We start from the raw sequence: 20,905 nt of genomic DNA on the forward strand, positions 1-20,905 counted from the left end.
ATTACAAACTTGCCAACGGGGCCTCATAATCGGTAGGTCCCGTGTTCAAGTCAGGGAGGGGCCACCATTTCCACCTTTAGAAATGGTTAACAATACTCAAACATCTCAACAAAAACACCTAAAGTAGCTAAATTTAAAGATTTCTAACGGTTAATAAGAACTTGCTACATTCAAGTTTTTAAGTAACACTCGTAGTAACACTTACTTAATGTTACTAACTTTGGTGTTACTATGGCGCGAGTTACTACCCCATTAACCAATACAGAAGTTAAACAAGCAAAGCCTAGAAATAAGGAATATAACCTTGCTGATGGCGAAGGCCTACAGCTTAGGGTTAAAACCAACGGCTCTAAATTATGGCTGTTTAACTACTACCGCCCATATACCAAAAAGCGCGCTAATATTGGTTTTGGGAAGTATCCCGAAGTAACACTGGCACAAGCTAGAGCCAAGCGTAAAGAAGCACGAGAGCTACTAGCGCAAAATATTGATCCTAAATCTCACCGCGAAGAAACCGAGCAACTAAAAAAAGAAGCGCTAGAAAATACCTTTGGTGTTGTTGCGAATAAATGGCTTGCGTTAAAAAAAGAACAAGTTAAAGCAGAAACAGCAGACAAAGCATGGCAAGCGTTAGAAAAACATGTTTTACCTGAATTAAAGAACATGCCTGTTAATGCGATTAAGCCTAAAACTATTATCGACATAATGACCCCAATAAAAAACAAAGGTAATTTAGAGACTGTTAAACGCCTTTGTCGCTATATTAATGAAATCATGCGCCTAGCTGTTGCCAGTGGTTTAATCGAAATTAACTATCTAGCCGATATAACCAAGCTGTTCCCTGCCCCTAAAAAGAAAAACATGGCAACCATTAAGCCTGAACGCTTACCAGAGTTAATGAAAGCACTCTATAACGCCAGCATAACCCGAGTAACACGAACACTAGTCGAATGGCAGTTACACACTATGACGCGCCCTATCGAATCAGCTACCGCCAAGTGGGAAGATATAGACCTAGAGAATAAAGTGTGGGTAATCCCTGCTGAGCGTATGAAAATGAAAAAGCCTCATACTATCCCACTAACACAGCAAACATTAGAGTTACTAGAATTTCTAAATTCTATTCGCGGCAATAGCGAGTATTTATTCCCAAGCCACAGAAACAATAACAGCCACGTAAACAGCCAAAGTGCCAACATGGCATTAAAACGTATGGGCTTTGCTGGAGAACTTGTTTCTCACGGACTAAGAGCGTTAGCTAGTACCACCTTAAATGAACAAGGCTTTGATCCTGACGTGATTGAAGCAGCACTAGCACATATAGATAAAAACGAAGTTAGACGCGCTTACAATCGCGCTGAGTACCTTGAACGTAGACGTGTAATGATGACTTGGTGGTCCGAACATATAGAAAAAGCTCAATCTGGAAAAATAATAAATTCCAAAAAAAGTTTAAAGGTAGTAGGTTAATTTCATTGGGATAGCTTAAAACTGATCATTTTAGGTGAAAGATGCTTACCTCAGCATTTTCCCAATATATTGTGAGGATGTGAAAAGAGGAAGTCACATGATTAATAGGTTCAAGCGCGGCCTTACAATAAACGATGCCGCATTAATTGCTTCTGATTTATCTAAATATAGTAGCTCCATTAAAATGGTTAAAGACCATTTAAAGCGTTACAAACCTATCATCGATGATGCGGAAGCGGAATTAAATAATCCATATAATGATGAAGGGATTACTAAAGGCGGAACAACAAGAGAAGAAATAAACGTTTATTATGATGATTGTGAGAAACTTCAGTTAGCAGAAAACATTTATGAAGCCTTAATTGATGAGGCAAGAATTGCTTGTCAATGGTATGACTATCGTTCAGGTGAGGGTGGATTTTATGATACTGCCCCTGATATAGCACCTACCAATGATACCGCACTGGAAGTCTTTGAATTATTCAGATACGGGCCTGATTATCCAGAAATAAGCTTTGTGCCAGATTTGGATAAAACTATGTTCACTAAAGTTAGTATAGCTAAATGGTTCGAAGCGCACTTACCTGAAAAATCAAACATATTTGATCCCTCTGAAAGTTACAAGACCTTAAAAACAGGATATTCAATAGGTATTAACACACCATCAAAGATTAACAACTTAAGAACACCTGAATCTTCTTTAATTGACTCTTTAGCCATTATGGCTTGGCTATTAAGTAAGAAATCCAATATTTTTGAAAGGGGCGAGAAGCCAAATGCGAAACAGATTAAAGAAGCTATTGAAAAAGCGGTTGATGCTCTTAGCATCAGCAACGATGAGGAAAACAAAATCCTATTAAGTAATTTAAACAAAGATATTTCTATGGCGCTAAAACAGTTAGAAGAGAGGTTAAAGCTTTAAAGCTTTGGCTAGCCAAAATCAGCCAAACAACTTTTTGGCTAGCCACCAAATTAAGGTGAATCACCAATATTCTATAAAAGTTCAATAAACACAGAGGACTTTTATATGAACTCCAATTTTCAAAAAATCATCAGAAAGCCTGATGTTTTAAATATCACAGGCTTTTCTAAATCTACTTTATACAACCGTATTAAAGATGGCTTATGGCCTTCTCCAATTAGCTTAGGCTCAAGAGCCATTGGTTTTGTACAAGCAGAATGCGAGGCTGTACTAAGTGCCATGATCGCAGAGCAACCGCCAGAGAAAATAAAAGCACTAGTTTCTGAGCTTATTCAATCACGTAAACAAGCAATATAAGGGGGAAAAATGGATAACTTATTATTTACTGCCCCTGATGGAGCTTTACCAGAGTCTAATAGCCCTGCCTATGAGTTACTTTCAATTCTTGCCGATGGGGATAAGCATGCTAGAGATAATCTATGTAATGAACTAGGCGGCGGTTTTCGTGCTTATCTTCAACAACTTACTGGTGAGTATTATCAACACTGGCTTATTCATACGGAGCAAGACGAGTACAACGGTAAGAAACAAGCCTTCTATTGGCTTGATGAAAGACACTTTTCTTGTGACTGGGAGCAAGATAAAGACGCCCGTACTATTGCTAGAAAGCAATATAAAGACCGCTCTTACTATGGTTCTAGAAATGCTGTTAAGCGCCTTGAACAAGCAAAGCAAGAAAAGGCTGAAGCAGACAAAGAGTACCAAAAACGTATAGAAAGCAAAAAGCCCACTGAGGACTAACCAAAGTAGGCTTTATATTAACTAGTTGGTGGCTGTAGTTTGCGACCACTCCACCAACTAACAACAAAATTATAGCTAAGACAGCATTGAAAACAACGTTAGTGACTACAAACCCAGACAATCAATATATAAAAGACTTGTTCTTTATTGTACGTTATTTATAGGTTTTTACCCCTTAATATTTTCAACTTTAATAGACTAGCCCCAAATTTATTGATACTGGCAATGTATAGCGTTTACTAACTTCGAACTAGGTAATTAATAATATCCTTTTATGCTCTATTAGTTATTTATTATACAAATGAAATATATAACTAGAGACAAAGCAATAACTATAAATGGCAAAACGTGGTGGGTTAATTCAAAAGGAAGTGGATTACTTACGCACACTATCAAGTCCATGATTGGTCAAGTGGATGCTATGTTAAGTTACCATAGCAAAATTCACCTTATTCGCTTTGACCTAAGAGTTTACGGATATACAGAAAACAACGACATAATTACAAAATTTAATAAGCGTTTTCACCGCTGGCTTGAACGAAAATATAAACTTTCTAGAATTGGCTTTTGCTGGTGTAGAGAGCAAGAGAACCAAAAGCACCAACACTATCACTATGTGCTAATGGTTGATGGTCATAAAGTACGTCATCCCCATGAGATATTGCCAAAGATAAAAGAAATCTGGGAATTGGGTTTACAAGGCTCAGAGTTCACACCAAAGAATTGCTATTACAACTTAAAGCGCGATGATTACGATTCAATTCAAAAAGCTATATGGCGCATATCTTATTTAGCTAAAGCTCGCGGCAAAGGCTATAAACCAACTCAAACTAAAAACTATGGTACAAGTCGTGTAATATTTAATTTAAAAACCAGCTAAGTTAGGTTCAGATTAGGAGTTTTTGGAGTCCTTAAAGGGTATAAATTTAGATGCGAATAAAGCGTTCCTTATATTCTTAACTTTAACTGCGGAAAATACAACTAGGTTTAGATAATGGTTTATTTAAATAAGAGCAAATAAGGGTATTAATTCTCACAATAAAAAAGGGTATTTTCTTACATCATAAAAGGGTATTTGAACACCAATACGCGCAAGGAATTCTATGAAACGGCAAGAGCAAAAAGACTTAAACAATAACGTCATTTCATTTGTTTATAGGTTAATCAAGAAAAAGCGTTTTCACCCACCCTCATATAAATTTGTTTGTAGTCACCTAAACGAGGTGAGTTTTAAGACGAGTAGAGGAAAGCATTGGACACCAAAGCGATTGTTTAGGATGTTACAAAGAAACGGCTTTGGCGGCCTATATGGCCTCTATCATTCTGAAGGTTTGGGCGGGCCTATTAGCTCGGAATCATTATCATTTCTAAACTGAATAAACGCGTCAATACTAAAGCGACTTGCTACAACTATCTGCTCTATTGGTATAACTATTGAAAAATCGGCAACGCTTGAATGAGAGTCACCTTCTTCAAATTCATTACCATGTATATATTTTTCATAATGTAAGTAATAGTTGTTGTTGAAAATGATTTTTTTCTCATCGTTGACATAACCGCTTAATAGGGGAAATAACGCTATAAAACTGACTTCACCGCGATCAATGTTTGGTTTCTCAGATATACCAACATAAACTTTACCGCAATCAAGCTCCACCCGAATTGGTGATACATTTTCCGTACTTTCGATTAGAAGTAACTCTAACTCATGAGCAATCTTTTTGACTCTATTAAGCGACTCATTATCTGTTTTAAAACAGCTTCTTATACCAATATAAACTAGAGTAAAAATAAACATTAAGGCAAAAATAGCTACTAACTTTATATCAGCCCAATGTTTTCCATTTTTTATATAGACTATTGAATCTTTTAGATTTAGATGCTCGATAAAAGAGGATGGTAAGTCAAAGTAGTCGATAATTGACCAGAAGGATAATGAGATCGATAGTAAGACGAAACCAGAAAGGCCCGCTTTAAAATATATATGATAACCAGTACTACGAATCAGTTCTAAGCGCCTATACGGATGGTGACTTTGATAGAAGTAACCAATGATAAGCACTATACCAAGCGCCAATGCGCCCATATAAGTCCCTTTATTTTGCTACTTTAAGCTCATTCTCATAAAGCTTAAGCTTTTTTATCTGTTCTATTAGTTTCGACTGTACAGACTTACTTTTTAAGTTAAGACTGACAATACCATCTTTGTTAATTTTTACATTATCACTTGTAGAGTCAGCATTCTCAGCGCTTTTAGAATTCACGTTCATGAAATACCACCTTTCTCTTACTAGTACAATGGGAGAGGGATTCTACTACTTAAATTAAGTTTACTCTAGTAGTAATATGTTTAAATCCGCTTATTACTTAACAATACGCGATTAACGCTACATTGGCAAACTATGTAAAAATACAAAATGTAACCATATAGCCTTACAAGCTGACTTTTACCTTTAGTAACAATGATAGTAACACCACCAGGAAACTAAAATAAAAAGTCTTTCAAAATCAAAGGCAATAATTAAAAATTCAAGTCACGGAGGGGCCACCATTTAATTCAATGCCTTCAGCGTATGTGCATCAAAGCATAACTTGGCCACTTTGGCCATATTATGGTGTCAACGAAAGCATAACCTGGCCAGTTTTTCAAAAAAACACACTCTAAACATTACTAATAATTCTCCAGCTTTACATTTTTAATATTTGACGTAATCTACAAATTCTTTTTAGTACAAAGTAACTTAAGGTATTTTTCTTGTATGAGATTCGCATTGGTAGGGGAAGATCATACATAAATTTGGCCAATTTTAGTTGACAACTACAGACCAATACATCTCAAATAAATATCAGTCAATGGCCTTAACAATAACAAGGAATAAAATGATTAATTGGATAAACAAATATTTAACAGGTAATGCATATAGGCTTGAAAATAAGTCCAAATATCCTTTAGGTAAGGAGTACGTGTTAAAAGGAAATACTAACGATAAACCCCTAGAAAAAACAAATAACGAAGTCGAAGTTCCATCACACCTCGAAGTGCTTCAAAAAATTATTCCTGGTGAAGCCATTTCTATCTATTTTCTTGCAATATCATTAAGTGGTATTGCAAAAAACCAAGCTGCCTTTGACAACTTTGCCAGTTTTTTAACCGTGATAGTTGCTGCAACCATTAGAATTTTTCAAACACAGGACACTTCAAAATTGAGCAGTTGGAGTACTGTTCAGTGGTCCTTAGTATTCTGGTCAACTATATGCTGCATTACATGGGTATATGCTATCGGTGGTACTTTGTATTTCTCAAAAGCTGACTACCCTGACCTTCAATTATACGCGCAACTTTTAGGCTTTACACTTCCTATGATTGCACCAATGGCCATAAAATCACAGTTTAAAACCACTTAAGCTCATGATTTTTATGTTCCTTTCTCGAAAAAGCCTTTCTTATTGAAGGCTTTTCTCTAATAGCTGTCTCTTGAGAATAACAAGCTACTCTTAATTCTCGCAGTGCTCCCAAAGTAATCTCTAGAGGGTTGACTACAGTTTCTCCATCCACCACTTTAAAGTCATTGCTCTCTAGCACCTTATTAAATTGTTTTTCAAATGCGTTATTAAATAATTCCGTCTTTATTTTGTCGTTTAAAAGCTTCATAGAAGGGAACTTAACCATTCCTAAACCGCTATCACTTGACGTATAATCAACCATAAAAGGGTGCTGCTGCAGATCACTATACCAACCAACGTCTCTAAGCCCTATTTTGTTTTCTTTACTAGATATTAAACTTTTCCGCGAAAATTCATTTAAAAAAGTAAATGTAAAAAGGCCGTGGTTCAAATCACTCAACTCTATACTTGATTCATCATCTAAGCATGAACAAAATATTTTACCAAAACCTAGCTTTGCATGTTTTCTAGTTAATTTCTCTTCGGGCTCCTGAATATTATAAATGTAATCCATTATATCCCTTGCTACTGCTCCACTGTGGCAACAATCTAAAAATAAGTCCAATCTGCAAGGGCTTTTACAATCTTCACTACTAGGTAAGCAACTTAAAATAGATTCAGCTATGGCTGCTGATGAAAAATCTCCATCTGAAATAACAATTCCACTTTCTTCACTATTGTTAAAACCATGCCCACTAAAGAAAAAGTTTATTTGAATAGATAAAAATTCAGGATCGTTAACATTGTTCTTTACCCATAATTTTCCCAACTCAACTGCGTCTATCACTTCTTGGCTACTTGGGTTATCCAATTCAATAGTTTTATCAAAATAACCTGCACTTCGGCCTAGTTTATATTTATAAACCAGATTTGGAGCTCCCAATCTGGTTGGAGTATAAAACTGGAGGAACGCCTTCAAATCATTCTTAGCATTATCTAACGTCCCAAAATTCTTTGTTTTATTCTCTTCCTGTGAATAGCTTCCTTTATCAACATCTGGACCATCGCATGCAATTATAATATTTAACCAAAATACCCTATCGTAATCATTCAATGCTATTGATTGATTTCTTGGTTCATGCCTTTCATGATCGCTCATTTGAAATGTAAACAGCCCATCTTCCTTTTTTATAATTTCAACACTTTCAACCTTCGAAGGTTTACTTCGTTTATTTTTATTGACATGTACATCACTAACTACCTCCAAAATTAACTCTTCTCTGGCACTCAAACTCTTCTTTGATTTATATTCGTCAATAAGTTCCAATGCTTCTGCTTCGCTAATTTCACTCAGCTCAGTAAATTCTGCCACATTTTGTTCTTGTATTTCGTCTTTTCTAAACCTGTTTAGCAATTTTTTAAACATACTTCCAAGTCCTTTATTTCAATACGTTTCAACTGGTTAATTCACAGCTAAACTACAATCTAAACTCAATAAGATGTTTCAAGTTCTATATACTTTCAATAATAAATTTCATTCTTACTAAAAAAATCATGACAGTCCAAATTAAGATTTATTCACAAAATAACTAGTAATTGGATCCATGGGGGCTCTAAATTTTTTATTTTTGTTTTAACTCGCCAATATCCTTGAATCCAAATGATAGAATCAACTAATGATAAATTAATAACAAAAGTTAAAACTATTTTTCGGCCATTTTATGCTTTAGCAACTCGGCCAAGTTATGCTTTTATGCACAAGCGTAATTAGCCACTAACATTTTCTATCAAGCTTTAAGAAAAGTAGCAAATTTGTAGCTAACTCTCATTACTGTTTTCTTAAGTTCTGCTTAGTGCCATTTGCAGACATTGAACTCAAACTCATATCTGCTCCAAACAATCATGGTTTTGTTTGTTGTTGCTTTTAAAACTGCGTGTTAGGTTAAAGATATTAGCCCTATGGACAGACATATAATTTGATTTACCAAACTTTAAACCACCACGTTTGTGAGGAAGCATTATCAGTCACTATTGTTGACGGTACCCCACTTGATATCCGCCCCAAAACCTGCCAGTTGTTGCTCTTGTTAATCAAGAACTCTGGAAAACCTCTTAGCAAAAAAATGTTATTAGAAACAGTGTGGAAAGACTCGGTTGTCAGTGAGCAGGTTGTTTTTCAGTCTATTAATGAAATACGACAGTTATTTCCGAATGAAAATGTAATCAAGACCATTCCAAAACAGGGATATTTATGGCTACCGGAAGTTGGTTCGTTCGATTCGGTAACAGCCGAAATTGCCAGTCACTCAACGCAACCTGCTAACACTATGCGCACGCAAACCCAAGCAAATGTACTCACTGTTCTGATCTGTTCGCTCTTTGCTGCGGTCGTGTTAATGTTTGCCTTTAAAACATACGACACGTCGACCGAAAATCAAAATACTCACCAACAATTAAAAGGCTCAATCATGATTTTGCCTGCCCAAAATCATATTATTGGTAACGATCATAATTGGGTTAGACTTGGCATGATGGATCAGGTCATTCAACGTTTACCTAATTCAAAGCACAATGCTGTTTTGGCAACCGATTACGTTTTACAAGTTTTAAAACGAGCAAACACCCCCAAAAACAATATTCAAGTAAAAGACATACAACAAATCTTTCAAGTTTCTGGTGCAGAACTTATTGTCTTATCAAAGTTATTAGGTACACCGCACGATTACCAGCTAGTTTACACGTTTCATTATCGTAACCATGTGAAAAAAGGCGTTATTACTAATGGAAAAATACAATCCTTAATTGATGACTTTAGCCAACTAATTGCAAAGCAAATAGGTGGGGGGGCGCTGTCACCAAGTCTCACGTATGACACTGACTTCAATAATCAAATGCTCGGTACGGCTATTGAGAGGCGCGATGAAGGCAACTATCAACTAGCCAAATCAATGCTAGAAAGTATCGTACTCAGTAATCCAAACAATTACACGGCCCAGCGGATATTGATAGAAGTTTTACTTAGGTTAAAACAGTTTGAAAAAGCGAAAACACACATTAAAAATGTGCTACCCGCAGTGCTCAAAGCCAAAGATGACGGTCAGATAACCCAGCTACTTTACCTACAGGCCCTAAGTTTTTACGTCACCTATGACGATAAAGCCTCGACAAAATTCGCCGAACAAGCACTTAGATCTGCGAAGAAAAATAATGACTGGTTGTTAATGGCACAAATTAAAAACCTACAAGCAGCCATCGCGTTAAACACTCAAGATTATGAACTAGTCGAGAAATTATACAAAGAAGAAAAAGAACACTATCAAGTTTTACGCTGTCCAGTCGGCGAGGCTCAATCTTGGGCAAATTTAGCTAAGCTTGCAAAAATACAAAAACAACTAGAAAAATTCCAATATTCAATAGAGCAGGCTATTACCATTGCTAAACATCGAAATCTGGATTCGCAATTGGATTATTTCCTTGAAACCAAACACATGAGTTTCAATTAATTCAATAGTGTCAATACGAAAAACATTCAATAAAAACAGTGGCTTTAGAAAATTATAGAAAGCTTTATTAACAAAGTAGAGTGAGAAAGGAGTACAAAGTTATCAAACAATAACGCGTAGATAGTGATAAGGATTGCACTGCGCAACTTTTTAATTATAGGGAAAATGATGATAAGAATATTCTGTTTGCTTTTATTGCTTACCATTTGTTCAATCAACGCCACAGTAGCAAAGGAAATAACAATTGGAAAAAGTGAAACGCTTCATTCAGCTATTTTAAATGAACAGCGAGGACTTCTCGTTAGTTTACCTAAAGGCTACGATAAAAGTGGATATTCTTATCCGGTTATATATTTTACTGATGCCGATGCCCACTTTGAATTAATGGTCAGTACGGTCAATTTTTTAATACAATCTGACATTATCCCACCGTTGATTCTCATAGGTATTCAAACCAGCTCAAACAGGACTCGAGACTTAACACCTAAAATATTTAATGAAGAAGACAAAAAACATCCGTGGTTCCAAAGTACAGAATATGGGGGAGCTAATAAGTTTTTAGCTTTCATCGAACAGGAGCTTATTCCGCATGTGGATAAAAAATATAGAACGGCAGATTTTAAAATTTTTTCCGGTCATTCATTTGGCGGGCTTTTTAGTATCTATACTTATGTAAACAAGCCAAACCTTTTTGATGGATTTATGGCGATCAGTCCATCGTTGGGCTGGGATAATGAGCGCATTGTCAATGAAGCTAAAGAATTGATAAAAAATAATTCTTTACCGAAAAAGCCTTTATTTCTTAGCAAAGGAAGTGAGCAAGGTACTATCGCAACCAGTTATACGTCAATTATTAACCTGTTTGAGAAAGACACTACATACCCGATGATAGCTCAAGAATTTCCTGATGAAAACCACCTTACTGTAGTATTTGACGCTCAGTTTCACGGCCTTAAAGCGATATTCATGGAATGGGAGTTACCTTTCTTAGAGAGCGCTAAAGGGTTAAAGCTAGTTGAAACACATAGTAAAAAAGTAAAAGAGGCGTTTAAAATTAATTTCACCTCGGAAAATTGGCTAATAAACTTAGGAAACAGCTTGTATTATAAGAAAAGTTACGACTCAGCTATTGAAGCATATGAATACAACTTAAAGCTATTTCCAAGTCACGCCTATTCCTATTTTCAGCTAGCTAAAACTTATGAAGCAAAGAAAGAGTATAAATTAGCTCGCGTGAATTATATTAAAGCTAATGAATTGGTACCAGTATCTAGTCCATTTAAGTCAACCTATGAGCTGGCAATTCAAAATCTAACGAGTAAAGAGTAGATTACTCTATGGTTTCATTGAAGCTTGTTGGTTTAGCGCAACAAGCTTCAATGAAACCATAGAGAAGTAAAGCACTCTTTATTTACTTAGTCATTAGTGTTCATTATTAAACTAAAGCGAACAACCGCTTTTCGCTCTTTTCCGACCTAAATCATACTTAGTACAATTATTTACAGAATTCCAAGGGAGAGCAAACTGCGTTTGCTCTTTCTATTCTCCAACTAAAAATCGCGTCATAATTTTCTGCCCCTGATACATAATGCCTTTCACTGTTTTTATGAACCCATCACCGTATTTATTCGATTTACATTCGCCCGTTTCACTATTCTCTGAAACATCATAAGTTAGTTTAATTGGTTGCTGATTACGCCTGGCGAAAACACCGCCCATAGCGTCAACATAATCTTACCAACGGCTGTTAGTTATCAAGTTCAGCCCTTACAATTTCTCAGCCGAAATGTATTTTACTGGTAGAGCCACCAAGTATCTATTCCAAGAGAACCCTGGAGACGTTGAATTAGGCTGTTTGTTTTGACAAGTAATTCGGGATTTTTTATTGAGCTTTGTTGTAACAAGTTTTCTATCAAGTGCTAGTTTTCTATTTAACAGTCAGGTTACTGTAAATGTAATTTGGATCATAATTTAATGACTATCTATAGACAGCTATTTAAAAAGGTAAAAAATAGCAAAAAAAATAGGTTGGTGTAACAGGTAAATTATTAACGCATTTTTGCTGATAAACTCAGCGTATTTGGGACACTTTATATTTTTAAATGGATAGTTAACAAATAACTTTTGATGGGCTAACCAAATGCCAATAAAAGGTATTGCTAGCCAAGGAAAGATAGCCGTGTAGTCATTTGTATATTGTGGTAAATAAGCTTCAATGTAATTGAATGGCCAGCGCCGTGGCACTAATTGCATGTAATCGACAAGTAAAATAATACCACCGATTATTAGCGCTATATTGGGTGAGTTTCTGAATGCTATGCAACAAAGGCTTGCAAAGAATATGAAATGAATGATGCCAAAAAATATCCAGTTTTCAGGCACTATCAATAATGACGCGAAAGAAATGAGAACAGCACTTACACCGAGCTTTGTTATTCTTTTTATAAACTTTGACCAATGTAATTGGCTTGGATAAGCAAGTTTAAGGCTAATCCCCATTGATAGTAAAAAAAGTGTGACGATAAGTACTCTAAACTCTCGCCATCCATCTCCATTTGGAATATCAATAGCGGCAACATTAAAAAAATTTAGATCGTATGCTAAATGAAATATTACCATCAAGATCACGGCCGTCGCTCTCATGATATCAATGCCAGCATGCCTTACTGACGCAGTTGATGCTTTAGTTATCGTGCTGTACGGTCTGAGATTGATAAAAAGTCCGGTTGTTAACATAAAATCTCCATCATAAAAGCCTTAATGTATTAGCTTTGTCAGGCTAATTTTCAGTAAAAAAATACGAAATATCAGCTTTGTTGAATTGCCTGCTGTCTATTGGCTTTATATTTTTGGACTTTTCGGAAAATGAACCAACCACTCCAAAATATTGTAGTCAGCCCTATTGCCGTAATAATAGCTGGTTTAGGGTTGTCTAATGTACTAATAGAACCCGCATAAGTTGCAATAATTGCGTAGGGTACTGAGCTACATATCCAAGCAATTAGAAATTTACCAAAGTTCATTCTAGTGATACCTGACATGCATGCCGTCACTTCAGGTAATATTGGCATTGCACGAGAGAGTAAAATCATGAATACCCCGTATTGTTCAAACTGTGCTCTTAAAGCTTTTCTTTCTTCGAGATTTTTGACAATGAGCTTTTCTAATTTTTCTCCATATAGGTAGCTTGCGACATAACCACATATTCCTGCCAGCATAACGCCAGTAATAGAGGCTATTGCACCATAAAAGTGACCTAAGAAGTAACCGCTCAGGATCATCACAGTTAATGTCGGTACAGCTATAAACAAGTCAGCGAATAATAGAGCTGTTACCACTAGTGCAACATAGAAGAGGTTAATTTCTTTAGCTAATGAAAGCCAAGTTTCTATTTTATCAACACTGATCACACCGGTAAGCTTTATTACAATAAAAGTGCTTGCAAAAAAGAGCGCTAAGATGAGCATTAATTTAATCAAGGCTTTCATAACGTATCCTTATGGGTAAATTATTTGTATTGCTAGTGAATCTTCAATATTGCTTTTTAATAGCTTGGCTTCATCAAAGTCTGGAGGGCCAAAACTTAATTTAGCACCGTTTGAAAAACCTAGTCCTTCACTTGGGATAATACCCGTCCAATTTTTGGTTACTTCCCCTGATTCATCTTCATCATGCAAAACCTTGACAGCGAACTCTTCTGGCACTTGTTCAAAAACAAATGTCATTTGGTTTGTTGTGGCCTTTTTTATGTGTGTTTTGATGGCTTTGTCATGCTTTTGTGGGAAACCTTCTTCGGCAAATAGCATCACGATAATGTTGCCTGCTTTTTTATCATCTATATTCAGAATATTAACTGAAACTTCTTTAGCGAATAAAGGCATGGCAATAAAGAGGGTTAATAGGATGGTTATAAACAGCGTTATAGGTGTTTTCATGTTAATGATTCCTCATAATGTTTCTTGCTATAAAGGGTAAAAATCGTAGTAATATCCGCAGCAATTTGACCTTTCCAATGTCATTGTCATCAACTGACTTTTCGATACCATCAATGATCAGCGCACTTACTTTACTTGGTGACATTTTTCCTTTGCCTCTCCCTTTAGTCATCGCAGTATCAACGAGCGGTAAAAATGCCTGCATAACTTTTATATTGGTATGTTGAAGCTGATACCTTAAGCTTTGCGAGAAAATATTGAGTGCGCCTTTGGTCGCGCAATAAATCGCGGATGTTTTTTTAGGGACTAAACTTAATCCACTATTAACATTTAATATGGCAGCAGGCTTTTCATGATTAAGCAATGGTAATAGCAGATGAGTTAAGCAACATAAAGATGTAAAGTTCGTGGTGATTTCTCTTTCAATGGAATCAAAATCAAAGTCGTCATCAATAAAGGTTGGTGTATACTGAACAGCAGCATTGTTTATCAACACATCTAAGTGGGGTGTTTCTGAACGAAGCGCCTCTGATACCAACTTAAGCTCATCTATATTATTTAAGTCTGCTTTAAATACTTTTACTAACGCAAACTTCTCTTTTAACGTATTGATTTTTTTCTGGTTACGGGCGATGATATAAATAGTATTTTTCTTATAAAGTTGCTCTACAAGCTCAAGTCCTATCCCAGAAGTTGCGCCCGTTATCAGAATATTTTTATTGATTAATTGCATATCTTTCTCTATTTAAGCAATAAACTACTTGGATACGAATTTAGTTAATCTGATGCGCTTAGTCGTTAACATAGGTTAAAAAAATGAATTTCAATGAATTAGCCCAGCGTTATGGCAAGGTTGAAGTATTAAAGAAAAAATCTTATATCTTCTCTCAAGGTGAGGAAAATCAATATATTTATATTATTCTCGAAGGGGTTTTGAAAGCATATTATCTCTCTGCAGAAGGAAAAGAATGTATAAAATCATTTCTATTTCCTGGAGATACTATTGGCAGTTTACAGGCGTTACATGGGGGAGGATGTAATTTTAGTTTACTTTGTTTAAAGAAAGTAAAAATACTCAAAGTCCCTTATAAAAAAGTACTATCAGAGGCCAAAACCAATATTGAGGTTGCCAACTCTGTCATTGATATTCTGATGTTATTTGCTAAGAAAAAAGAAGAGCGGGAATATGAATTATTATGTTTGTCTGCTGCTCAGCGATATCAAAAATTGTTAGAAAAGAAGCCTGATATTTATGATGTGGTGACACAAAATGACATCGCTAGGTATTTAGGAATAACACCGGTTGCATTAAGTCGCATTAAACATCAGCAATCACCAAGTAATACTAAATAATGCAGTCTTAAACATGAAAGCGTACGACGTTATAGTTTGATGCAGTTGTAAAGCGATTCTTTTGAATACATTTGCGATAAATTAAGGGTATACCATCGTAATTTTTATCTTACCATTTTTGGGTTGCTGAATTTTTGCTGCATTGAATGACGGGGGGCCAAAGCGTATCTTTGCACCAGCTGAAAATCCTAAACCATCTGCTGGCAATATTCGGGTCCAATTTTTTCTGACTTTGTTCAGTTTCAATTGATCATGATGTACTTTTATAGCAAATGCGCCTTTAGGAATATTAATTTGTAATGTTTGAGTTTTATTTTTGGGTACGATTTTATAACGTTTTAGGGCCTTAGCATGATCTTTCGGAAAACCATCTTTCTGATAGATTAATATCACTATGTCACCTCCACGGGTCGTATCAATGTTTGAAATAATAACTTCAGCTTCACGCCATTTATTTGATTGTTCAGTTAATGTAACGGTATTTGTCATAATAGATAAACACTGCAGTTGTTAATTACAGTGCTTTCCTTGCAGATAGTTTAATTTTGCTTAATGGTAATATTGTCTCAAATTGACATTTGCCATCATGCGACCACAATTCACATTGAGTGAATTATTCGATGTTTTTTTTTCTGTTGCCGAGGCTAGAATAGGTAGCGGTAAAACAGCTGCCGCTCCTAAGGTGAGTGTTTTGGCCAAAAACTTGCGCCGATCCATTACTAACTTCATTTACTTTTCCTCTTTGGGTTGATGTTACTAATAACTTAATCATTCATGTGTTTAGTAATTTAAGTATGGTTATTTTTTTTCAGCCAATGTGTAGCAGCCATATACCCCGATAAGGCTGCTGCACCTGCATGTTCACCTGGAGGATAAATGGTATGTCCAGCACGTAAAATATTGTCATTATCGGTTTTTATCGTTGGTTTATTGTCGTGGTGGATAAATGGCATTACTCGGCTTGATAAACCATGATAATGAACAAAGTCATCAGGTGTTATGAGCTCTTGAAACACAATGTGTTGCTTTATCCCGGGTAACATTTGCTCTAAGCAACTAAGAATGTAATCACAATAATATGAACGGCCTTCTTCATCTAGTTGGTTGATATCCCTAGGTAAATAGAAATAGGCATTGATAGTGTACTCATCTTCAATTTGTTGCTTTAAATCGCTCTTAAAAACATGAAAGCCAAATTTATCAGGTTTTTCTCCTTTATCTAAAGCTGTAAACCAAGAAGATACATTTTCCTGATAGTAAGACAGGGTATGTGTATCTTCTGGGTATATAAATTCTTTTTTCACACTAAGGCATAGCATTGATAGTGGTAGGCCTCGCTTAGTGCCTTCAGAGTAGTTACTTGCACGCTCAGATGTATCAATTACCGCATCGACAATAATTTCATCTTTACCGTTATTAAACTCTATATGGTATTTATCATTATCAGGAGTAACGTTAGTGACATGCCTATTGAGTCTTAACGCTCCTTTTAATCGTGTAAACTCATTGGCAATTGCATCAGACATCACCTGCGGTCCACCAACAGGGCAGGCCATATTGATGTAACCATAGTTGTAGGTTTTGTCTAAGGTGAAGTAGGACGTTTGAATATCATTAGGCGCAACACCCATAAAATAAGAGATTATTTTAGCTAAGTCGTTAACTGCCCCAGGGGTTGTATGTTTATCAACAAAATGACCAATAGTCTGTGTTTTTTTAAACGGAAGTTGCTGCGTTAAAATGGCTAAAATTAATCGACAAAGGTTCTTCCAATCACCTTTTAATTTTTTTACCATATCAATATCAGGTGAGGCATTGAACCATTTATTGCGATAGAAAATAGAGGATTTCTTATATTCAAAGTCTAGCTTAACATCTAGTTGAGCCAGCATTTTAACTAGCCCTTCACCAAAGTCATTGCACGCAATAACAAATTCACGTTCACCGATGTAAAAAGTACCACAAAGCCCCCCAACTTGGTGGCGTTTATCTATTAAGGTAACTTGGTGCCCTTGTTTTTGAATGGTTAATGCTGAAATTAATCCAGCAAGGCCAGCCCCTATAACGGCAACATGCTTTTTATTGACATCATCCATGGTAGTCACCTTGTTTTCTATGCCATTTTTTAATGATTTTTTTGGATGAACGTAGTGCTAGCGCATGCATAGTTAATGTTGGGTTTACTGAGCTACCTGTTGGAAATAAACATCCACCACTAATATAGATATTTTTAACCCCATGCACTCGGCCAAAACGATCTGTTGCTGACTTTCTTGGGTTCCATCCCATTCTCATTGTCCCCATAGGGTGACTTTCAAAAAGTTCTGATGTGTATGTTCTAGTTGATCCTGCGGCATACATGAGTTCATTTAATTTGTCTGTTGCATGAGCAAATGCATTTCTGTCATTTTGATGCCATTCATAATGGATATGAGGTTGCGGCATACCCAAATCATCAAGGTTATTCCAGTCAACAGTAATTCTGTTCGATTCCACAGGCATTCCCTCAATAAAAGCAATGGCGACCATAGATTTATTGTAATCTGCCATTTCTTCTTTAAGCGCTAGACCATTAAGTTTATGCAGAGGAAAAGCGGCTAATGAACCTGCGCCAGAACCATTTAATGAAAGTAATGTAAAGCCACCGATATAGTCATCTCGTTCAGTGTTTACGCATGTATCAAGTGACATGACATTAGCCATACTATGACCAACATAGGTATTCAATTCATAAGGCGTGATCCCCATGCCAATACATGTTGCATGAGAATAGAAGTTTCGACCAATTTGGTCATATTTATTGCCTATGCCATTTGGGTGTTTGTCACTTACAGAGCTTAGTAATAATCGAGGAATTTCAAAAGGATTATTAGCTAAAATGATAAAATCGGCCTCTGCTTGAGATGTCAGCCCTGTGTTTAAGTTAGCATAGCTAATACCTGTAGCTCGCCTTCCAGAGTTATTAGTTTCGACTTTTGTGACGACACTATGTGTTTCTAAGGTTAAAAGTCCGGTTCGAAGCGCAGGCTTTATTAAAACCTCATCAGCTTGATATTTTGCATCAGTGCGACAACCAGAGCGACAATAACCACAATTTACGCACCCGCTTCTACCATTGTATGCTTGTGAGTTGGTGGCGACTCTCCCAGCATGTGAGCGCAATCCTAAGTTTGCAAAGCCTTGCTGTAATTGGCGTGAACTCGGGTATATAGGCATCGGTGGGTTTGGTGGTAATGGCGTACCTTGTTCATCCCAAACGGTTGCCTCTCCAGAAACCCCCATTTGTTCTTCTGCTTTATTATAAAATGGCTGTAACATCCTTTTATTGATGGGCCAATCCGCTGTATTGGCACCTTCTGGACAACCAAATTTAGAGGCAAAGCGAAAATCATGTTTAAACATACGAAAGGCAGCTGCTGTCCATGATAATGTACCTCCGCCAACTTGAGTTCCAAGGTTTGGGCCACCATCAAATGCATCACCGGTGATCTTATAGCCCGTGTAATCCCATATAAAGCGGAAAGTTTCAAGCTCATTTTCGATAAACTCTTTTTCATGATCCTTATAAAAAGGACCTTTTTCTATGCATAAAACTGTCATACCTGCTTCGGTTAATTCGTGCGCAAACACTGCTCCCATTGCTCCGGCACCGACAACGATTGCATCATATTTTTGTATATCTGACATATTCTTTTCCAAATCCTTAAACTGGGTAACCTTCGGGGGTTAGTCCGCCTTGATCTATTGTTGGGCCAGGTAAACCTATGGCTTGATAGGCAGCGGGTAATCCGTAGTAATTTAATGTCGTTAATATTCTGAACGGGACCCAAAATGGGCGAAGATCTTCATTTTCCGCGATTACATTTGTCAGCGTTTGCAGGTTGTCTGCGGACAAATCCCAAATATTTTGGTTATAAAAAGATAAAGAAATGCCGTTGATAATATCTAAAGCTGTTGCTGTTTTATTAAACGTATCGCTATCCCAACTAGCGGCTATACTGGCAAATATTTCTGCAACAGGTAAATCTGAAGCTGCCGGGGCATCATTTGACGGAGGAATGATACCGTCCTGTAATACCCTGATGACTTTAAACTGTTGTTCATTAAAATTCATATTGGACTCGTAATCTTTATTGGACGTTATGTATTATTAATCTCATGTAAATAAAGGTGTTATATTGATTCAGATAACACGCGAATTGTTGTATCGAGATCTTCTACTGTATGCTCACTACTGATGAAAAAGCGTAACCTTGCTTCCCCTAAAGGTACTGATGGATAAAACATAGGATGCACACTAACCCCTTTTTTAAATAATTTGTCTGCCAGAATAATGGCTTTTTCTGAATCACCAACAATTATTGGTACGATGGGTGTATCGCAACTTGGGCCGGTGTTGAAGCCTGACTGCTTTGCTTTTTGAATAAAGAGCTGGGTATTTTTTTGTAAACGTTGAACACGTTCGTTTGATCGTTCAATAACATCTAAGCTTGCGACAGCGGCAGCAGCATTTGCTGGAGTGATACCTGCTGCGTATACAAATCCTGGTGTCGTATATTTTAAGTAGTTAATTAAACTCTTACGTCCAGCAATATAACCACCATTGCTTGCTAATGCTTTACTTAACGTCCCCATCCAGAAGTCGACTTCTTGAGCATTGATACCATAATATTCACCTATGCCCCGCCCTGTTTTACCTACAGTACCTAATGAATGTGCTTCATCAACATAAAGTAATACTGGATATTTTTTTCTTAAACGGACGAATTTGTCCAGTGGTGCCAAGTCGCCGTCCATACTGTAAGCACCTTCAATGATAATAACGATTTTCTGGTAGTTATTAATATTCTCCTTGATGATTTGTTCGCATTTTTCTGTGTCATTGTGAGGAAAAGCAATGCGACGAGCACCAGATAGAATGCAACCTTCTACAACACTATTGTGACTTAAATCATCATAAATAATTAAGTCGTTACTATTAAACATATGACCTATAACGGTAACATTTGTCGAATGACCGCCGGCGCATACTAGCGCTGCCTCAGTACCGATAAAGTTAGCTATTTTCTGTTCTAACTCTCCGTGAATGGGTTTTTCACCAGCGGCGAGGCGGCTAGCAGATGGCGATGTACCATAGATATCTATCGCTTCTTTCGCTTTTATTTGCACTTCTTCTAGACCTGATAAACCTAGGTAGTTGTAGCTTGAGTAGTTAATGTATTGTGTGCCAGAAATTTGGGTGACATTACCTGCAACTTTTTCGTTAATTCTAAAATATGGGTTTTCAACCCCACATTTGTTTAACAGTGCTTTTACCTGATTAAATTGTTTGACTTCTGGGTAATTATCAAAATCTCTAATATCAAAGGCTCGCGCATTTATTTGTTGTGATGGTGGTGCTTTGACGACTTTTGATGTGTTTTTTTGTTTGGCTAATAATGCCATTACGTTAGCTTTACGATTAGCAATGTCTGAGTTTTTCGAATCTATTGATTTCTTTTCACTTTCTAAAGCGTACATAATTTTATCCTTTTACT

Annotated in this window: 22 protein-coding genes; 9 read left to right on the top strand and 13 right to left on the bottom strand. The window is 36.5% G+C overall.

From position 1 onward, the window contains the following. Positions 1-231: 231 nt before the first annotated feature. The 5 genes from QQK06_RS05310 (at position 232) to QQK06_RS05330 (ending at position 4,073) form a co-directional block, all read left to right on the top strand. Complete coding sequence (locus QQK06_RS05310; protein ID WP_284243614.1) at positions 232-1,470, top strand: integrase domain-containing protein; 1,239 nt, start codon at positions 232-234, stop codon at positions 1,468-1,470. A 97-nt stretch (positions 1,471-1,567) separates the two neighbouring features. Further along, complete coding sequence (locus tag QQK06_RS05315) at positions 1,568-2,392, top strand: hypothetical protein (RefSeq protein ID WP_284243615.1); 825 nt, start codon at positions 1,568-1,570, stop codon at positions 2,390-2,392. A gap of 105 nt (positions 2,393-2,497) precedes the next feature. Further along, positions 2,498-2,749 carry a helix-turn-helix transcriptional regulator gene (locus QQK06_RS05320; protein ID WP_284243616.1) on the top strand — a complete coding sequence of 84 codons (252 nt, stop codon included), beginning with the start codon at positions 2,498-2,500 and terminating at the stop codon, positions 2,747-2,749. A 9-nt stretch (positions 2,750-2,758) separates the two neighbouring features. Beyond that, complete coding sequence (locus tag QQK06_RS05325) at positions 2,759-3,193, top strand: hypothetical protein (RefSeq protein ID WP_284243617.1); 435 nt, start codon at positions 2,759-2,761, stop codon at positions 3,191-3,193. A gap of 301 nt (positions 3,194-3,494) precedes the next feature. Continuing rightward, positions 3,495-4,073 (top strand): YagK/YfjJ domain-containing protein, encoded by a 579-nt coding sequence (locus tag QQK06_RS05330; RefSeq protein WP_284243618.1) that lies wholly within the window; start codon positions 3,495-3,497, stop codon positions 4,071-4,073. Between the two features lie 438 nt (positions 4,074-4,511). Here the strand turns inward: QQK06_RS05330 and QQK06_RS05335 are convergent, their stop codons facing one another. Beyond that, positions 4,512-5,279 carry a hypothetical protein gene (locus QQK06_RS05335; protein WP_284243619.1) on the bottom strand — a complete coding sequence of 256 codons (768 nt, stop codon included), beginning with the start codon at positions 5,277-5,279 and terminating at the stop codon, positions 4,512-4,514. Positions 5,280-5,289: 10 nt separating this feature from the next. After that, entirely contained in the window at positions 5,290-5,463 is a 174-nt protein-coding gene (locus tag QQK06_RS05340) for a hypothetical protein (protein ID WP_284243621.1), read from the bottom strand. Positions 5,464-6,073: 610 nt separating this feature from the next. On the opposite strand from QQK06_RS05340, the gene QQK06_RS05345 reads away from it, so the two are divergent. Beyond that, positions 6,074-6,598 (top strand): hypothetical protein, encoded by a 525-nt coding sequence (locus QQK06_RS05345; RefSeq protein ID WP_284243622.1) that lies wholly within the window; start codon positions 6,074-6,076, stop codon positions 6,596-6,598. Here QQK06_RS05345 and QQK06_RS05350 read toward each other — a convergent pair. Then, the gene (locus QQK06_RS05350; RefSeq protein ID WP_284243623.1) at positions 6,585-8,003 is read right to left on the bottom strand and encodes a caspase family protein; all 1,419 of its coding nucleotides are present in this window, start codon (positions 8,001-8,003) and stop codon (positions 6,585-6,587) included. The genes QQK06_RS05345 and QQK06_RS05350 overlap by 14 nt on opposite strands. A gap of 550 nt (positions 8,004-8,553) precedes the next feature. On the opposite strand from QQK06_RS05350, the gene QQK06_RS05355 reads away from it, so the two are divergent. Both QQK06_RS05355 and QQK06_RS05360 read left to right on the top strand, forming a co-directional pair. Further along, a complete protein-coding gene (locus tag QQK06_RS05355; RefSeq protein ID WP_284243624.1) occupies positions 8,554-10,080 on the top strand; it encodes a winged helix-turn-helix domain-containing protein in 1,527 nt (508 codons plus the stop codon). Positions 10,081-10,245: 165 nt separating this feature from the next. Continuing rightward, positions 10,246-11,409, top strand: a complete 1,164-nt coding sequence (locus tag QQK06_RS05360; protein WP_284243625.1) for an alpha/beta hydrolase-fold protein — start codon at positions 10,246-10,248, stop codon at positions 11,407-11,409. 663 nt (positions 11,410-12,072) lie between these two features. Here the strand turns inward: QQK06_RS05360 and QQK06_RS05365 are convergent. From QQK06_RS05365 to QQK06_RS05380, 4 genes are all read right to left on the bottom strand, one after another. Next, positions 12,073-12,816: a heparan-alpha-glucosaminide N-acetyltransferase domain-containing protein gene (locus tag QQK06_RS05365; protein ID WP_284243626.1), complete on the bottom strand. Its 744-nt coding sequence runs from the start codon at positions 12,814-12,816 to the stop codon at positions 12,073-12,075. Positions 12,817-12,887: 71 nt separating this feature from the next. Further along, positions 12,888-13,568, bottom strand: a complete 681-nt coding sequence (locus tag QQK06_RS05370; RefSeq protein ID WP_284243627.1) for a TVP38/TMEM64 family protein — start codon at positions 13,566-13,568, stop codon at positions 12,888-12,890. A gap of 9 nt (positions 13,569-13,577) precedes the next feature. After that, on the bottom strand, positions 13,578-14,015 hold the full coding sequence (locus QQK06_RS05375) for a DUF2141 domain-containing protein (RefSeq protein WP_284243628.1): 438 nt from the start codon (positions 14,013-14,015) through the stop codon (positions 13,578-13,580). A 1-nt stretch (position 14,016) separates the two neighbouring features. Further along, entirely contained in the window at positions 14,017-14,748 is a 732-nt protein-coding gene (locus QQK06_RS05380) for an SDR family NAD(P)-dependent oxidoreductase (protein WP_284243629.1), read from the bottom strand. An 83-nt stretch (positions 14,749-14,831) separates the two neighbouring features. Between QQK06_RS05380 and QQK06_RS05385 the strand changes: the two genes are divergently transcribed. Next, on the top strand, positions 14,832-15,368 hold the full coding sequence (locus tag QQK06_RS05385; RefSeq protein WP_284243630.1) for a Crp/Fnr family transcriptional regulator: 537 nt from the start codon (positions 14,832-14,834) through the stop codon (positions 15,366-15,368). Between the two features lie 81 nt (positions 15,369-15,449). Here the strand turns inward: QQK06_RS05385 and QQK06_RS05390 are convergent, their stop codons facing one another. The 6 genes from QQK06_RS05390 to QQK06_RS05415 are packed head-to-tail and all read right to left on the bottom strand — an operon-like array spanning position 15,450 to position 20,888. Then, the gene (locus tag QQK06_RS05390; protein ID WP_284243631.1) at positions 15,450-15,857 is read right to left on the bottom strand and encodes a DUF2141 domain-containing protein; all 408 of its coding nucleotides are present in this window, start codon (positions 15,855-15,857) and stop codon (positions 15,450-15,452) included. A 60-nt stretch (positions 15,858-15,917) separates the two neighbouring features. Further along, on the bottom strand, positions 15,918-16,097 hold the full coding sequence (locus QQK06_RS05395) for a twin-arginine translocation signal domain-containing protein (RefSeq protein ID WP_284243632.1): 180 nt from the start codon (positions 16,095-16,097) through the stop codon (positions 15,918-15,920). Between the two features lie 59 nt (positions 16,098-16,156). Continuing rightward, on the bottom strand, positions 16,157-17,464 hold the full coding sequence (locus QQK06_RS05400; RefSeq protein WP_284243633.1) for a phytoene desaturase family protein: 1,308 nt from the start codon (positions 17,462-17,464) through the stop codon (positions 16,157-16,159). Beyond that, positions 17,457-19,055, bottom strand: a complete 1,599-nt coding sequence (locus QQK06_RS05405; RefSeq protein WP_284243634.1) for a GMC oxidoreductase — start codon at positions 19,053-19,055, stop codon at positions 17,457-17,459. The genes QQK06_RS05400 and QQK06_RS05405 overlap by 8 nt, the downstream gene beginning before the upstream one ends. Positions 19,056-19,071: 16 nt before the next feature. Then, positions 19,072-19,482 (bottom strand): gluconate 2-dehydrogenase subunit 3 family protein, encoded by a 411-nt coding sequence (locus QQK06_RS05410; RefSeq protein ID WP_284243635.1) that lies wholly within the window; start codon positions 19,480-19,482, stop codon positions 19,072-19,074. Between the two features lie 59 nt (positions 19,483-19,541). Then, positions 19,542-20,888, bottom strand: coding sequence for an aminotransferase class I/II-fold pyridoxal phosphate-dependent enzyme (locus QQK06_RS05415; protein ID WP_284243636.1), 1,347 nt, complete (start codon positions 20,886-20,888; stop codon positions 19,542-19,544). Positions 20,889-20,905: the final 17 nt, after the last annotated feature.

Source organism: Thalassotalea insulae, assembly GCF_030161395.1.
Classification (GTDB): domain Bacteria; phylum Pseudomonadota; class Gammaproteobacteria; order Enterobacterales; family Alteromonadaceae; genus Thalassotalea_E; species Thalassotalea_E insulae.

Excerpts from the sequence above, each read along its gene's own strand:
- QQK06_RS05310 (WP_284243614.1), top strand. The coding sequence starts at position 232 with ATGGCGCGAGTTACTACCCCATTAACCAATACAGAAGTTAAACAAGCA.
- QQK06_RS05315 (WP_284243615.1), top strand. The coding sequence starts at position 1,568 with ATGATTAATAGGTTCAAGCGCGGCCTTACAATAAACGATGCCGCATTA.
- QQK06_RS05320 (WP_284243616.1), top strand. The coding sequence starts at position 2,498 with ATGAACTCCAATTTTCAAAAAATCATCAGAAAGCCTGATGTTTTAAAT.
- QQK06_RS05325 (WP_284243617.1), top strand. The coding sequence starts at position 2,759 with ATGGATAACTTATTATTTACTGCCCCTGATGGAGCTTTACCAGAGTCT.
- QQK06_RS05330 (WP_284243618.1), top strand. The coding sequence starts at position 3,495 with ATGAAATATATAACTAGAGACAAAGCAATAACTATAAATGGCAAAACG.
- QQK06_RS05335 (WP_284243619.1), bottom strand. The coding sequence starts at position 5,279 with ATGGGCGCATTGGCGCTTGGTATAGTGCTTATCATTGGTTACTTCTAT.
- QQK06_RS05340 (WP_284243621.1), bottom strand. The coding sequence starts at position 5,463 with ATGAACGTGAATTCTAAAAGCGCTGAGAATGCTGACTCTACAAGTGAT.
- QQK06_RS05345 (WP_284243622.1), top strand. The coding sequence starts at position 6,074 with ATGATTAATTGGATAAACAAATATTTAACAGGTAATGCATATAGGCTT.
- QQK06_RS05350 (WP_284243623.1), bottom strand. The coding sequence starts at position 8,003 with ATGTTTAAAAAATTGCTAAACAGGTTTAGAAAAGACGAAATACAAGAA.
- QQK06_RS05360 (WP_284243625.1), top strand. The coding sequence starts at position 10,246 with ATGATGATAAGAATATTCTGTTTGCTTTTATTGCTTACCATTTGTTCA.
- QQK06_RS05365 (WP_284243626.1), bottom strand. The coding sequence starts at position 12,816 with ATGTTAACAACCGGACTTTTTATCAATCTCAGACCGTACAGCACGATA.
- QQK06_RS05370 (WP_284243627.1), bottom strand. The coding sequence starts at position 13,568 with ATGAAAGCCTTGATTAAATTAATGCTCATCTTAGCGCTCTTTTTTGCA.
- QQK06_RS05375 (WP_284243628.1), bottom strand. The coding sequence starts at position 14,015 with ATGAAAACACCTATAACGCTGTTTATAACCATCCTATTAACCCTCTTT.
- QQK06_RS05380 (WP_284243629.1), bottom strand. The coding sequence starts at position 14,748 with ATGCAATTAATCAATAAAAATATTCTGATAACGGGCGCAACTTCTGGG.
- QQK06_RS05385 (WP_284243630.1), top strand. The coding sequence starts at position 14,832 with ATGAATTTCAATGAATTAGCCCAGCGTTATGGCAAGGTTGAAGTATTA.
- QQK06_RS05390 (WP_284243631.1), bottom strand. The coding sequence starts at position 15,857 with ATGACAAATACCGTTACATTAACTGAACAATCAAATAAATGGCGTGAA.
- QQK06_RS05395 (WP_284243632.1), bottom strand. The coding sequence starts at position 16,097 with ATGAAGTTAGTAATGGATCGGCGCAAGTTTTTGGCCAAAACACTCACC.
- QQK06_RS05400 (WP_284243633.1), bottom strand. The coding sequence starts at position 17,464 with ATGGATGATGTCAATAAAAAGCATGTTGCCGTTATAGGGGCTGGCCTT.
- QQK06_RS05405 (WP_284243634.1), bottom strand. The coding sequence starts at position 19,055 with ATGTCAGATATACAAAAATATGATGCAATCGTTGTCGGTGCCGGAGCA.
- QQK06_RS05410 (WP_284243635.1), bottom strand. The coding sequence starts at position 19,482 with ATGAATTTTAATGAACAACAGTTTAAAGTCATCAGGGTATTACAGGAC.
- QQK06_RS05415 (WP_284243636.1), bottom strand. The coding sequence starts at position 20,888 with ATGTACGCTTTAGAAAGTGAAAAGAAATCAATAGATTCGAAAAACTCA.